This is a genomic window from Variovorax sp. FW305-3-2-15-B-LB1 (genome assembly GCF_058787635.1).
In genome coordinates, this window is record NZ_JBYSZY010000040.1 from 21300 (window position 1) to 34579 (window position 13280).

12 protein-coding genes are annotated in these 13280 nt (G+C 69.2%); 6 read left to right on the forward strand and 6 right to left on the reverse strand.

Annotated elements, in window-relative coordinates:
• Positions 1-204: 204 nt before the first annotated feature.
• The 4 genes from AC3WQR_RS22135 to mrdA all read left to right on the forward strand — a co-directional run bounded on the left by AC3WQR_RS22135 (position 205) and on the right by mrdA (position 4960).
• Entirely contained in the window at positions 205-1248 is a 1044-nt protein-coding gene (locus AC3WQR_RS22135) for a rod shape-determining protein (RefSeq protein ID WP_056583929.1), read from the forward strand.
• 86 nt (positions 1249-1334) lie between these two features.
• Positions 1335-2297 (forward strand): rod shape-determining protein MreC, encoded by a 963-nt coding sequence (gene mreC, locus AC3WQR_RS22140; protein WP_095743224.1) that lies wholly within the window; start codon positions 1335-1337, stop codon positions 2295-2297.
• Positions 2294-2815, forward strand: coding sequence for a rod shape-determining protein MreD (gene mreD, locus AC3WQR_RS22145; RefSeq protein ID WP_062472721.1), 522 nt, complete (start codon positions 2294-2296; stop codon positions 2813-2815). The genes mreC and mreD overlap by 4 nt, the downstream gene beginning before the upstream one ends.
• A 147-nt stretch (positions 2816-2962) precedes the next feature.
• Entirely contained in the window at positions 2963-4960 is a 1998-nt protein-coding gene (gene mrdA, locus AC3WQR_RS22150; RefSeq protein ID WP_062472723.1) for a penicillin-binding protein 2, read from the forward strand.
• Between the two features lie 40 nt (positions 4961-5000).
• Here mrdA and fahA read toward each other — a convergent pair whose 3' ends face one another.
• From fahA to AC3WQR_RS22180, 6 genes are all read right to left on the reverse strand, one after another.
• Entirely contained in the window at positions 5001-6266 is a 1266-nt protein-coding gene (fahA, locus tag AC3WQR_RS22155) for a fumarylacetoacetase (protein ID WP_492743707.1), read from the reverse strand.
• Between the two features lie 22 nt (positions 6267-6288).
• The gene (locus AC3WQR_RS22160) at positions 6289-7269 is read right to left on the reverse strand and encodes a Bug family tripartite tricarboxylate transporter substrate binding protein (RefSeq protein ID WP_492743742.1); all 981 of its coding nucleotides are present in this window, start codon (positions 7267-7269) and stop codon (positions 6289-6291) included.
• A gap of 2 nt (positions 7270-7271) precedes the next feature.
• Complete coding sequence (gene hmgA / locus AC3WQR_RS22165; protein WP_492743709.1) at positions 7272-8582, reverse strand: homogentisate 1,2-dioxygenase; 1311 nt, start codon at positions 8580-8582, stop codon at positions 7272-7274.
• A 46-nt stretch (positions 8583-8628) separates the two neighbouring features.
• On the reverse strand, positions 8629-8823 hold the full coding sequence (locus tag AC3WQR_RS22170; RefSeq protein ID WP_070063480.1) for a DUF2783 domain-containing protein: 195 nt from the start codon (positions 8821-8823) through the stop codon (positions 8629-8631).
• 5 nt (positions 8824-8828) lie between these two features.
• The gene (locus AC3WQR_RS22175) at positions 8829-10466 is read right to left on the reverse strand and encodes an FAD-dependent oxidoreductase (protein WP_492743711.1); all 1638 of its coding nucleotides are present in this window, start codon (positions 10464-10466) and stop codon (positions 8829-8831) included.
• A gap of 64 nt (positions 10467-10530) precedes the next feature.
• Positions 10531-11490, reverse strand: a complete 960-nt coding sequence (locus AC3WQR_RS22180) for an MBL fold metallo-hydrolase (RefSeq protein ID WP_062472733.1) — start codon at positions 11488-11490, stop codon at positions 10531-10533.
• Between the two features lie 149 nt (positions 11491-11639).
• Here AC3WQR_RS22180 and AC3WQR_RS22185 point away from each other — a divergent pair, with 149 nt between their 5' ends.
• Positions 11640-12503, forward strand: coding sequence for an IclR family transcriptional regulator (locus AC3WQR_RS22185; protein WP_062472735.1), 864 nt, complete (start codon positions 11640-11642; stop codon positions 12501-12503).
• Between the two features lie 17 nt (positions 12504-12520).
• Positions 12521-13279 (forward strand): SIR2 family NAD-dependent protein deacylase, encoded by a 759-nt coding sequence (locus AC3WQR_RS22190; RefSeq protein ID WP_492743713.1) that lies wholly within the window; start codon positions 12521-12523, stop codon positions 13277-13279.
• Position 13280 lies beyond the last annotated feature (1 nt).

The following is a 13280-nucleotide window of genomic DNA, read 5'->3' on the forward strand; positions in this document are numbered from 1 at the left end:
GGTCGAAAAAACCGGAGGCAATCGCACGCCGAAGAGGGTGCCGACACGGGATTCAGAGGGGATTCGGTTATTATCCCGCCTTTGCCGCAACCCCCGCGAACGCGCCGGCTTTTGCGCCAAAAACGATCAATTCACCCCGTCAAACGACCCAAAAATAGAGCGACGACCTGCCGATGCGCAGGCCGTGCTCAGAGGATTCCGCACATGTTTGGAGCTTTCCGTCGGTACTTCTCCACCGACCTGGCGATCGACCTCGGCACCGCCAACACCCTGATCTTCGCCCGCAACAAGGGCATCGTGCTGGACGAGCCCTCCGTGGTCGCGATCCGCCACGAAGGCGGTCCCCATGGCAAGAAGGTGATCCAGGCCGTCGGCCGCGAAGCCAAGGCCATGCTGGGCAAGGTGCCCGGCAACATCGAGGCCATTCGCCCGATGAAGGACGGCGTCATTGCCGACTTCGTGATCACCGAGCAGATGATCAAGCAGTTCATCAAGATGGTGCACCCGCGCACGCTGCTCACGCCGAGCCCGCGCATCATCATCTGCGTGCCCTGCGGCTCGACCCAGGTCGAGCGCCGCGCCATCAAGGACGCGGCCGAAGCCGCCGGCGCCACCGCCGTCTACCTCATCGAGGAACCCATGGCCGCGGCCATCGGCGCCGGCCTGCCCGTCAGCGAAGCCTCGGGCTCGATGGTGGTGGACATCGGCGGCGGCACCACCGAAGTGGGCGTGATCTCGCTGGGCGGCATGGTCTACAAGGGCTCGGTCCGTGTGGGCGGCGACCGCTTCGACGAAGCCATCATCAACTACATCCGCCGCAACTACGGCATGCTGATCGGCGAGCCGACGGCCGAAGTCATCAAGAAGAACATCGGCTCGGCCTTCCCGGGCTCCGAAGTCAAGGAAATGGAAGTCAAGGGCCGCAACCTGTCCGAAGGCGTGCCGCGCAGCTTCACCATCAGCAGCAACGAAGTGCTGGAAGCCCTGACCGACCCCCTGAACAACATCGTCTCGGCCGTGAAGAACGCGCTGGAACAGACGCCTCCCGAACTGGGCGCCGACATCGCCGAGCGCGGCATGATGCTCACCGGCGGCGGCGCGCTGCTGCGCGACCTCGACCGCCTGCTCGCCGAGGAAACCGGCCTGCCGGTGCTCGTGGCCGAAGATCCGCTGACCTGCGTGGTGCGCGGCTGCGGCATCGCCCTGGAGCGCATGGACCGTCTGGGCAGCATCTTCACGAGCGAGTAAAAGGCGAAAGCCATCATCGGCCGGCCTCTGCTTGCGCAGGCCGGCTTTTTGTTATTTGATGCCGCACCACCGCCGGGTCTGACTACATGCCTCTGGGCACGCTCGATCGCACAGCGCCACCCCTGTTCAACCAGGGGCAATCGGCACTCAGCAAGCTGATCTTCTTCGGCGCGCTCTCGCTCTTCCTCATGGTCGCCGACGCACGCTTTCACCTCGTGAAGCCGATCCGCTCGGCCATCGGCGCGGTGCTCTACCCGGTGCAGATGGCGGCGCTCAAGCCGGTCATGCTGGTGATGGGCGGAAGCCGCTACTTCGAAGAGCTGCAGACCGCGCAGCGCAACGAAGACGAGGCCCGCAAGGCCCTGATGCTGCAGGCCGAGACCGCCAGCCGCGCCGACACGCTCGCGCAAGACAACGCCCGCCTGCGCGAGCTGCTCGAACTGCGCCAGACCACCACCACGCCGGGCCGCCCGGCCGAGGTGCTGTACGACGCGGCCGACCCCTACACGCGCAAGATCGTCATCGACCAGGGCCTCGCGCAGGGCGTGGCCGCCGGCTCGCCGGTGATCGACGCGCGCGGCGTGCTGGGCCAGGTGACCCAGGTGCTGCCCTTCACGAGCGAGGTCACGCTGGTGATCGACCGCGACCTGGCCATTCCCGTGCAGAACACCCGCACCGGCGTGCGCAGCGTGGCCTTCGGCGACGCCTCGGCGCACGGCGGCGGCATGGAGCTGCGCTTCATGGCGGCCAATGCCGACCTGCAGGAGGGCGACCTGCTGTCCACCAGCGGCGTCGACGGCATCTACCCGGCCGGCCTGCCGGTGGCCAAGATCGAACGCATCGAGCGCCGCGCCGATTCGGCCTTCGCGCGCATCTACTGCGTGCCGCTGGCCCGCGTGACCGCGGCGCGCTACGTGCTGGTGCTCGAGCCCTCGGGCGCCCCGGTGGCGCCGCCGCACGTCGAGGCCGCCTCCACCCAGCGCAAGCGCCCCGAAGGCAAGCCGGGCGCCGGCAAGAACGAGAAGAAACCGGCGGGAGCCACGCGATGATCAAGCGCCCCGGCCAGCAGCAGCTCTTGCTGCCCGTCAGCCCCGTCTTCATGTGGACCAGCCTGCTCGTGGCGCTGCTGGTCAACATGATCCCCATCGGCCGCGCCGCCTGGATGCCCGACCTGCTGGCGCTGGTGATCGTGTTCTGGGGCGTGCACCAGCCCGCGCGCGTGGGCATCGGCGCGGCCTTCATGTTCGGCCTGCTCATGGACGTGCACCAGTCGTCGATGCTGGGCCAGCATGCGCTGTCCTACACCACGCTGGGCTTCTTTGCGATCATGATCCACCGGCGCCTGCTGTGGTACCCGGTGCTCTCGCAGGCGCTGCAGGTGCTGCCGCTGTTTGCGCTGTCGCAGTTCATCGAGGTGATCACGCGCATGATCGGCGGCGGCGTGTTCCCGGGCTGGGGCGTGCTGGTCTCGCCGGCCCTCGAGGCGGCGCTGTGGCCGCTGGCCACCGCGCTGCTGCTGGCGCCCCAGCGCCGCACGCCCGAACCCGACGAGAACCGCCCCCTCTAGTCATGGTGCCCCCCGGCTTTTCACTTCGCTTCGCTGCGTGTAACTCCACCCCCCAAGGGGGAGGCGCGGCCCGCCTTGGGGCGGCCCGGCGGCGGCCGCCCCTCGCATTTGCCATCGCACCTGCGCACGCCTAAGCTTCCTGACGCCATGACCGAAATCCGCAACGTTGCCGCCGACCTGGCGCGCTTCAAGCGCCGCGTGATCGTCATCGGCCTGGCGGTGCTGTTCGCCTTCAGCCTGCTGGGCTCGCGGCTGGTCTACCTGCAGGTCGTGCGCCATGCCGACCTGGCCGAGCAGGCCGAGAGCAACCGCACGGCCGTGGTGCCGGTGGTGCCGAACCGGGGGCTCATCCTCGATCGCAACGGCATCGTGCTGGCCTCCAACTACTCGGCCTACACGCTGGAGATCACGCCCTCGAAGGTCGGCGACGTCGAGGAGACCATCAACAGTCTGACCAGCGTGCTCGAGGTGTCGCCGCGCGACCGCCGCCGCTTCAAGCGCCTGCGCGAAGACTCGCGCAGCTTCGACTCCATTCCGATCCGTACCCGCCTGAGCGACGAGGAAGTGGCGCGCTTCGCGGCACAGCGCTACCGCTTCCCGGGCGTGGAGATCAAGGCGCGCCTGTTCCGCAACTACCCGCAGGGCGAGCTGGCCTCGCACGTGCTGGGCTACATCGGCCGCATCAACCAGCGCGAGAAGACCGCGATGGAAGACTGGGACGAGGAAGACCAGGCCAATTACAAGGGCACCGACTACATCGGCAAGTTGGGCATCGAGCAGAGCTACGAGAAGATGCTGCACGGCCAGACCGGCGTCGAGCAGATGGAAACCTCGGCCGGCGGGCGCGCCGTGCGCCGGCTCGCCAGCCACCCGGCCACGCCGGGCAACACCGTCATGCTGTCGCTGGACATCAAGCTGCAGAAGCTGGTGGAAGACATGTACGGCGACCGGCGCGGCGCGCTCGTGGCCATCGACCCCAAGACCGGCGAGGTGCTGGCCTTCGTGAGCAAGCCCACCTTCGACCCGAACCTGTTCGTCGAGGGCATCGACACCGAGAGCTGGCAGGCGCTCACCGAATCGATCGACAAGCCGCTGCTCAACCGCGCGCTGCGCGGCACCTACCCGCCGGGCTCCACCTACAAGCCCTTCATGGCGCTGGCGGCGCTGCAGACCGGCAAGCGTGCCGCGAGCGTGGTGGTGAACGACCCCGGCTACTTCAACTTCGGCGGCCACCGCTTCGGCAGCCCCGAGGGCTACCTGGGCGGCGTCGACATGCGCCGCTCGATCCAGGTGTCGAGCAACATCTACTACTACTCGCTGGCCAACGAGATGGGCGTGGACCTGATCCACGACTTCATGAAGCCGATGGGCTTCGGCCAGATCACCGGCATCGACCTGGGCGGCGAAGTGCGCGGCGTGCTGCCCAGCACCGAGTGGAAGCGCAACGCCTACAAGCGGCCCGAGCAGAAGAAGTGGTACGCGGGCGAGACCATCTCGCTGGGCATCGGCCAGGGCTACAACGCCTTCACCATGCTGCAGCTGGCGCAGGCCACGGCCATCGTGGCCGACGGCGGCATGAAGCACCGGCCGCACCTGGCGCTGGCGATGCGCAACACGGTCAGCGGGCAGGTCGTGCCGCTGCCGCAGCCGCCGGCCGAGAACCTGGGCTACACGGCGGCCAACGTGGCGGTGATCCGCGAAGGCCTGACCAGCGTGGTCACCAGCGGCACCGCGCGCGGTGTGTTCGCGGGCGCGGGCTACCAGGCGGCCGGCAAGACCGGCACGGCGCAGGCCGTGACGCAGGCCAAGAACACCAAGTACAACGCGCGCGCGCTCGAAGAACACCAGCGCGACCACGCGCTGTTCATGGCCTACGCACCGGCCAACAACCCGAAGATCGCGCTCGCCGTCATCGTCGAGAACGCCGGATGGGGCGCGGGTGCCGCGGCGCCTTTGGCGCGCCGCGTGTTCGACTACTGGCTCATGGACCAATACCCGAGCGAGGCCGACATGGCCGCCGTGCGCATCGGCCGCGCGGGCGCGCCGATGGGCAAGCCGCGCGTGGCCAGCGAGGTGGCCTGGCCCGCGGCGGCCGCGGTGCCGGCACCGGCGGGCGCGGCATCGTCGGCGGCGCCGACGCCCTGACAGGCGCGCCCCGCGGGGCGCACCGTCTCTCAGGCCAGGGTCAGACCACCGTCCCGGCGACTTCACCCAGGCCGATGCGCACCGCGCCTTCGCGCTCGCACCAGCCGCGCATCACCAGCGTGTCGCCGTCTTCCAGGAAGGTGCGCTTCTCGCCGTTCGGCAGCGTGACCGGCTGCTTGCCGCCCAGCGTGAGTTCCATCAGCGAGCCGGCCTGGTCGGGCTGCGGGCCCGACAGCGTGCCCGAGCCCAGCAGGTCGCCGGGCTGCAGGTTGCAGCCGTTCACCGTGTGGTGCGTGATGAGCTGCGCGGCGGTCCAGTAGGCGGCCTCGGTGGTGTTGCCCAGCGTGAGGCGCACGGGCGCCACGCCGTCGGCGCGCATCTTCGCGGTCTGCAGCAGCACTTCGAGCGTGATGTCGAGCGCGCCGCTGTCGCGGTTCGAAGGCGCATCGAGGTAGGGCAGCGGTTGCGGGTCTTCGGCGGGGCGCTCGAACTTCGCGCGGAACGGCGCCAGCGCTTCGGTCGTCACGATCCAGGGCGACAGCGTGCTGGCGAAGTTCTTCGCGAGGAACGGGCCCAGCGGCTGGTATTCCCAGGCCTGCAGATCGCGCGCCGACCAGTCGTTGAGCAGGGTCACGCCGAACAGGTGGTCTTCGGCGTCGCCGATGGCGATGGGTTCGCCCAGCGCATTGCCGCGGCCCACGAGGAAGCCCAGCTCCAGTTCGTAGTCGAGCCGCTTCGAGGGGCCGAAGCTCGGCGCCACCGCATCGGGCGCCTTGGTCTGGCCCTGCGGGCGCTTGAAGGTCTGACCGCTCACGCCGATCGACGAGGCGCGGCCGTGGTAGCCGATGGGCACCCACTTGTAGTTGGGCATCAGCGGCTGGTCGGGGCGGAACAGCTTGCCGATGGTGGTGGCGTGGTGGATGCCCGTGTAGAAGTCGGTGTAGTCGCCGATGCGGCAGGGCACGGTCATCTCGGCCTGGGCTTGCGCGAGCAGCGCCTTCGACCACGCGGCCTGCTGGCCGCTGCCTTCGGCCAGGCCCGCGGAGATCGCGGCGCGCAGCGCCTGGCGGTCTTTCACCGAGGCGTTCATCAGCACGTTCATGTCGTCGGTGTCGATGAGGCCGGTGGCGCGCAGGTCGAGGATCTGGTCGCCGATGGCCACGCCGATGCGGAAGGCCTCGTTGCTGCCGGCCGTGCGGAAGCGGCCGAAGGGCAGGTTCTGGATCGGGAAGTCGGTGCCGGCCACGTTGGCGGCAGCGACCCAGCTGCGCAGCTTCGGGTCGTGGGTGGCGTTGAGTGCGGTCATGGAGGTCTTTCGTTGAATCGGATCAGTCTGCGGTCATGCCCGCTTTTTTGGCGACGTCGCCCAGGCGCTTGTATTCGGTGTCGGTGAGCACGCTCAGCTCCTGCGCGCTCGAGCCGCGCGGCGAGAAGCCGGCCTGCTGCAGCTTGGCCTTCACGTCGGGCATCGCGAGCGCTTCGACGAAGGCCTCGTTCAGCGCCTTCACGATCGGCGCCGGCAGCTTCGCCGGACCGTACACGCCGAACCACGGCTCCAGCGCATAGCCCTTGAGGCCGGCTTCGGCCATCGTCGGCACGTCGGGCAGCGAGGGCGAGCGCGTGGAGCCCGCCACCGCCAGTGCGCGCAGCTTGCCGGCCTGGATGTGCGGCAGCGACGCCGGCAGGTTGTCGAACATCACGCCGATGGTGTTGCCCAGCATGTCGGTGATGGCCGGGCCGCTGCCCTTGTAGGCCACGTGCGTGAGCTCGGTGCCGGTCATCTGCGCGAACATCACGCCGGCCAGGTTCATCGAGGTGCCGGCGCCCGCGGTGGCGTAGGGCAGGCCGGGGTTCTTCTTCGCGGCGGCGATGAGCTCGGGCACGGTCTTGATGGCCGAACTTGCGGGCACTTCGAGCACGATGGTCGACATGCCCAGCAGGCTGATGGCCGTGAAGTCCTTGCGCGGATCGAAGGCCATCGACTTGTAGATGTGCGGGTTCAGCGCGTTGGTCGAGATCGCGCCGAAGCCGATCGTGTAGCCGTCGGGCGCGGCCTTGGCCACGGCGTCCATGCCGATGTTGCCGCCCGCGCCGCCGCGGTTGTCGATGAGCACCGGCTGGCCCAGCTTCTCCGATACCTTCTGGCCCACGGTGCGCGCCACCAGGTCGGTGGTGCCGCCGGCCGTGTAGGGCACGATGAATTTGATGGGCTTGGACGGAAAGTCGGCCGCGTGCGCCAGCAGGAACGGCGCCGCGAGCAGTGCGACGGCCGCCGCGCGGCGGGTGAGGGCGAAAGCGCTCTTCTTCATCTTCATGGCTTGAATTGGTCCTTGAGGCCGGCCCAGCAGTCGGTGTAGTCGGTGTCGAGCGCCGGGCTTTGCAGCGCGAAGTTCGTCGGGATGAAACGGTAGCGGCTCTCGAACATGAAGGCCAGCGTGTTGTCCAGCTTGTGCGGCTTGAGGTCGGCGTGCGTGGCCTTGTCGAAGGCTTCCTCGTCCGGTCCGTGCGGCACCATGCAGTTGTGCAGGCTGGCGCCGCCGGGCTTGAAGCCGCCCGGCTTGGCGTCGTACTCGCCCAGCACCAGGCCCATGAACTCGCTCATGAGGTTGCGGTGGAACCACGGCGGACGGAAGGTGTTTTCCATCACCATCCAGCGCGGCGGGAAGATCACGAAGTCGCAGTTGGCGGTGCCGGGCGTGTCGCTGGGCGAGGTCAGCACGGTGAAGATCGACGGATCGGGATGGTCGAAGCTGATCGAGCCGATGACCATGAAGTTCGCCGTGTCGTACTTCACCGGCGCGAGGTTGCCGTGCCAGGCGACCACGTTGAAGGGCGACTGCTTGGTCGGTGTGGTCCAGAAGCGGCCGCCGAATTTCTTCACCAGCTCGTAGGCGCCGCCGTCTGCCTCGAAGGCTGCGACGGGCGCCTGGAAGTCGCGCGCGTTGGCCAGGCCGTTCGAGCCGATCGGGCCGAGTTCGGGCAGGCGGAAGTGCGCGCCGTAGTTCTCGCACACGTAGCCGCGCGAGAGGCCGTCGGGCAATGCGACCTTGAAGGCCATGCCGCGCGGCAGCACCACGATTTCGCCGGGCTTGACGTCGAGCACGCCGAGTTCGGTCGTGACGACGAGGCGGCCTTGTTGGGGCATCACCAGCATCTCGCCGTCGGCGTTGACGAAGGCGCGCTGCTCCATCGAGCGACCCGCGAGGTACATCAGCGAGCCGATGCCCACCTGCGACTCGGCGTCGCCGTTGGCGGCCAGCGTGTGCATGCCGTCGATGAAGTCGACGTCGGCCGCGCCGTCCAGCGGCAGCGGGCCCCAGCGCATCGGCTCGGGCGGCAGCGCGATCTCGCGGTCGGCGCCGGTGGTCCAGTGCGCCTGCGCGTAGGGCTGGTAGCGGCCCGACACCACCGAGGGTTGGCGGCGGTACAGCCAGGTGCGGCGGTTCTCGTGGCGCGGCGCCGTGAAGGCGGTGCCCGAGAGCAGCTCGGTGTACAGGTCGAAGGGGCCGCGCTGCGGGTTGTTGCGGCCTTGCGGCAGCGCACCGGGCACGGCCTCGGAGGCGTACTCGTTGCCGAAGCCGCTCTGGTAGCGCCGTTCGGCGGCGGGTGTTGCTTGGGTCATGGGCTTGTCTTTCGAAAGTCGCGATGAGGTGGGAACGTGCGGCCGTTCAGCCGGCGCGCGCCGCGTCGAAGGCTTCGCGCAGCACGGCCAGCGAGCCGACGTGGTTGGCCAGCACGAGCACGAGCCGTGCGTTGAAGGCGTGGCTTTCTTCGGTGGAAAGCCCCTGGTGGGCCTCGATGAGCGCCTCGTAGAAATCGTCGGGCGCTTCGAGGTTCGGCGTGGTGATCAGCTGTTGTTGCATCGGGGTCATGCCTTTGCCAGTGCGTGGTCGAGGGCCGCGCGCAGGTTCGCCGCCGTGGGCTGTCGCCAGCGCGCGCACACGTGCTGGTCGGGCCGCAGCAGGTAGACGGTGCCGGGCTGCGCGTCGTAGCGCTGCGTGGCGAGTTCGGTGTCGGCGCCGGTGCCTTCCACGCGCACCACATGCAGCGCGAGGTCGCTGCTCTTCAACGCCTGCAGGCTGCGCTCGGCGGCGTCGCCGGTGCCGAACACCAGCGCGGTGAAGCGCGCCACATGGCATTCGCGCAGCAGCCAGCCGGTGCTGCCGTCGGCGCGCCGCACGGGCGCGTCGGCCGCGGCCGCGCCGGGCACCATCGCGCCGGCGAAGGTGTCGGCATCGGGCGTGTTGAGCGGCGAGTCGCGCAGCACCGTGGCCACCGACAGCCGTCCGCTGTTGACCAGCGAGCGCGCGAAGGCGTGGCGCTTGGTGAGCTCGAGCACCGCGTCGCGGAAGAGGCGGCTCACCTCGCTCTTGGGCGTGATGAAGTCGGTGGCGCGCGTGGAGTTGCGGATGTTCTCGTCGGCCGCGAATTCGCGTTCGCTGGCATAGCTGTCGAGCAGCGCGTCGGGCGCGTCGCCGGCCAGCACGGCCGCGAGCTTCCAGGCGAGGTTGTCGGCGTCCTGCACGCCCGAGTTGGCGCCGCGCGCACCGAAGGGCGACACGCCGTGCGCCGAGTCGCCCGCGAACAGCACGCGGCCGTGGCGGAAGCGCTCCATGCGCTGGCAGGCGAAGGTGTAGACGCTGGCCCAGCCGATCTGGAACTGCACGCCTTCGAAGCCGATGCTGTCCAGCAGCGCGCGCACGCGCGGCGTGATGCGCTCGGGCTTGCGCTCTTCCACCGGGTCGGCGTCCCAGCCGAGCTGGAAGTCGACGCGCCACATGCCGTCGGCCTGCTTGTGCAGCAGCACGCTCTGGCCGGGGTGGAACGAGGGGTCGAACCAGAAGCGGCGCTCGGTGGGCAGCTGCGCGTCCATCGTGATGTCGGCGATCAGGAAGCGGTCGCGGAACACGCGGCCCTTGGCTTCCTGCCCCAGCATCTGGCGCAGGTTGGAGCGCGAGCCGTCGCAGGCGGCGACGTAGCCGGCCTGCAGGCGGTACTCGCCCTCGGGCGTTTCCACGGTCAGCACCGCGCCGTCGTCGCCCTGCTCGATGCCGGTGACCTTGTTGTTCCAGCGCAGGTCGATCAGCGGCAGCGCCGCGGCGCGTTCGACGAGGTAGCCCTCGACGTAGTACTGCTGCAGGTTGATGAAGGCCGGGCGCTCGTGACCGGGCTCGGGCAGCAGGTCGAAGCGGTAGACCTGCTCGTCATGGAAGAACACCTTGCCGACGTTCCACGACACGCCCTTGTCCACCATGCGGTCGCCGCAGCCGAGGCGGTCGAACACCTCGAGCGTGCGCTTGGCGAAGCAGATCGCGCGCGATCCGCTGGACAGGCTGTTGTCGTTGTCGAGCAGCACCACGGGAACCTGCCGCAGGGCGAGGTCGATGGCGAGCGTGAGGCCCACCGGGCCGGCGCCCACGACCACCACGGGGTGGTGGGCGGGCGCGGCGGCGTCCTGGTCGGCGTGGCGGGTGTAGTCGAAGCGCAGGCTTTGATAGTCGATCACGTGATGTCTCCGTGTCCTTGTCGTTTCCGTCGCCTTCCCCGCGCGGGGGAAGGTCGCGGCGTGATCAGCCTTCCAGGGCCTTCCACATGTCGATGTCGCGCTGGGCCGTCCACACGCGCGGGTCGGCGTGGCCCGAGGCCTCGTCGTAGGCGCGGCTCACGTCGAAGGGCATGCAGTGGTCGAAGATGACCCACTGCTGGTACTTGGGCTGCAGCTTCGCGTAGGTTTCCTTGTAGACCGCGTTCAGGTCGCGCCCGGCCTTCACGCCTTCCTGCACGCTGGCGTACACGTCGGAGATGAAGGCGCGCGTGCCGTTCAGGCCCTCGGCCACGGCTTCGGGCGTGGTCAGCGCGGCGCCGCGGCCCGGCACCAGGGCCAGGGGCTTCAGGGCGGCGATGTTGTCCAGCGTCTGCGGCCAGTCCTGGAAGTAGGCGTCGCCGGCGTACGGCGTGGCGCCGAACTCGACCAGGTCGCCCGACAGCAGCGCGCGCTCCTGGGGCAGCCAGACGACCGTGTCGCCCTTGGTGTGACCGCGGCCCAGCTGCAGCAGCTGCACTTCGAGCTTGCCCAGCCACAGGGTCATCTTGCCGGTGAAGGTCATGGTGGGCCAGGTCAGGCCCGGGGGCACGGTCTCGACGTTCTGGAACAGGCGCGGGAAGCGGCCGATTTCGCTGGCCTTGTCTTCCTCGCCGCGCTCGACGATCAGGTCGCGCGTGTCCTGGCTGGCCAGGATGTGTTCGGCGCCGTAGCCGGCCGCGCCCAGCACGCGCACCGCGTGGTAGTGGGTGAGCACCACGTACTTGATGGGCTTGTCGGTCACTTCGCGGATGCGGCGCACCACGTCGGCCGCCATGGCGGGCGTGGCCTGGGTGTCGGCCACCAGCACGCAGTCGTCGCCGATGATGATCCCGGTGTTGGGGTCGCCCTCGGCCGTGTAGGCCCAGGCGTGCTCCGAGATCTGGCTGAAGGTGATCTTCTTTTCTTCCAGGTCGGCCTGGCTGGCGAATTTCTTGGCTTGGCTCATCGTGTGTCTCCGGTGGGGTGGTTTTGGGATTCGCCTTATTCGTTTAAGGCGAACGAGTTTGCAGATAACGAATGCGCGGAGTGTAAGCCCGAGATCAGTTCATGTCTAATGCCTTCTTCATGAACGAACAACCAGACGGCAAGGTGGCCATGGCAGCGACTGACACCGACCGCGCCCAGCGCGGCATCCAGAGCATCGAAGTCGGCGGGCAGCTGCTGCGCGCGCTGGTGCACCACGGCCGCCCGATGGCGCTCAAAGACCTTGCCCGCGAAGCGGACATGACGGCCGCCAAGGCCCACCCGTACATGGTGAGCTTCGGCCGGCTGGGCCTCATCGAGCAGGACCGCGCCAGCGGCCACTATCTGCTCGGCCCGCTGGCCTTGCAACTGGGGCTGATCAGCCTGCAGCAGGCCGACCCGGTGCACATCGCCACGCCGCTGATCGGCCAGCTCGCGCAGCAGATCGGCCACACCGTGGCGCTGGCCGTGTGGGGCGCGCGCGGCGCGACCATCGTGCGCACGGCCGAGTCGCCCTCGCCGGTGCACGTGAACATGCGCCACGGCACGGTGTTCTCGCTCACCAACACGGCCTCGGGCCGCGTCTTTGCCGCCTACCTCGACCCGGCGGTGGTGCGCGCGCAGCTCGAGGACGAGCGCCAGCGCCAGAAGCAGCGCAAGGGCGCCGCCGAGCCCGCGCCGCCGGCCGGCATGCCGCCGGTGCAGCCGCTGCCCTCGTGGAGCGACTTCGAACGCCAGTGCCAGGAAGTGCGCGACCACGGCATCAGCCGCTCCGACGGCGAGGTGATCGAGGGCGTGAGCGCCATGGCCGCGCCCGTGTTCGACCACACCGGCGCCATCGTGCTGGCCGTGACCGCCATCGGCCCGGCCGGCATCTTCCACACCGCCTGGGACGGCGAGATCGCGCGCGCGCTCAAGGCCTGCGCGGGCACGGTGTCGCAACGCCTGGGGGCGAGCGCCACCGGCGCCGTGGTGCCCTCCGTTTCCGATCGATGACCCTGTTTTCTTCCGCCTTGTCTTCCACGTCTTCTTCTTCCTCCGACGACCTCGCGCTGCGCATCGACCGCACCGTGGCGCTGCTGCGCGGTGCGCGGCGCATCGTGGTCTTCTCGGGCGCGGGGCTGTCCAAGGCCTCGGGCATCCCGACCTACCGCGACGCCGACGGCCTGTGGATGAGCCAGAACGCGCTCAAGTTCTCGCATGCCGACGACCTCGCGCGCGACCCCGGCGGCTTCACGAAGTTCTGGGCCCAGCGCCTGCCGCTGATCGAGACCGCATCGCCCAATCCCGGCCACCTCGCGCTCGCACAGCTGCAGCGGCTGCGCCCCGCGACCCGGCTCATCACGCAGAACGTCGACGGCCTGCTCGGCAAGGCCGGCGGACAGGATGTGCTCGAACTGCACGGCTCGCTGCGCCGCTGGCGCTGCGAGCACTGCGGCAACCGCAGCGGCCCGTGGCCCTTTCACCGCTGCCTGCGCTGCGGCTCGCACGCGCGGCCCGACGTGGTCATGTTCGGCGAGATGCTGAACGCCGGCGTGCTGCTCGACGCCCAGGTGGCGGCGCAGGAGTCCGACCTGTTCCTGGTGGTCGGCAGCACCACCATCGTCTACCCGGCGGCCGAACTGCCCAAGCTGGCGATGGCGCGCGGTGCGCGGCTGGTCACGCTGAACATCGAGCCATTGCCGCATCTGGACGATGCGGCGGCGGTGGTGTTGCGGGGGGCGTCGGAAGACCTGCTGCCGAAGTTGGTCGCCGGCATGGCGGGCGACTGAA

Bases quoted from the DNA above. Each gene is read 5' to 3' on its own strand.
- AC3WQR_RS22135 (WP_056583929.1), top strand. From the start codon at position 205: ATGTTTGGAGCTTTCCGTCGGTACTTCTCCACCGACCTGGCGATCGAC.
- mreC (WP_095743224.1), top strand. From the start codon at position 1,335: ATGCCTCTGGGCACGCTCGATCGCACAGCGCCACCCCTGTTCAACCAG.
- mreD (WP_062472721.1), top strand. From the start codon at position 2,294: ATGATCAAGCGCCCCGGCCAGCAGCAGCTCTTGCTGCCCGTCAGCCCC.
- mrdA (WP_062472723.1), top strand. From the start codon at position 2,963: ATGACCGAAATCCGCAACGTTGCCGCCGACCTGGCGCGCTTCAAGCGC.
- fahA (WP_492743707.1), bottom strand. From the start codon at position 6,266: ATGACCGCACTCAACGCCACCCACGACCCGAAGCTGCGCAGCTGGGTC.
- AC3WQR_RS22160 (WP_492743742.1), bottom strand. From the start codon at position 7,269: ATGAAGAAGAGCGCTTTCGCCCTCACCCGCCGCGCGGCGGCCGTCGCA.
- hmgA (WP_492743709.1), bottom strand. From the start codon at position 8,582: ATGACCCAAGCAACACCCGCCGCCGAACGGCGCTACCAGAGCGGCTTC.
- AC3WQR_RS22170 (WP_070063480.1), bottom strand. From the start codon at position 8,823: ATGCAACAACAGCTGATCACCACGCCGAACCTCGAAGCGCCCGACGAT.
- AC3WQR_RS22180 (WP_062472733.1), bottom strand. From the start codon at position 11,490: ATGAGCCAAGCCAAGAAATTCGCCAGCCAGGCCGACCTGGAAGAAAAG.
- AC3WQR_RS22185 (WP_062472735.1), top strand. From the start codon at position 11,640: ATGGCAGCGACTGACACCGACCGCGCCCAGCGCGGCATCCAGAGCATC.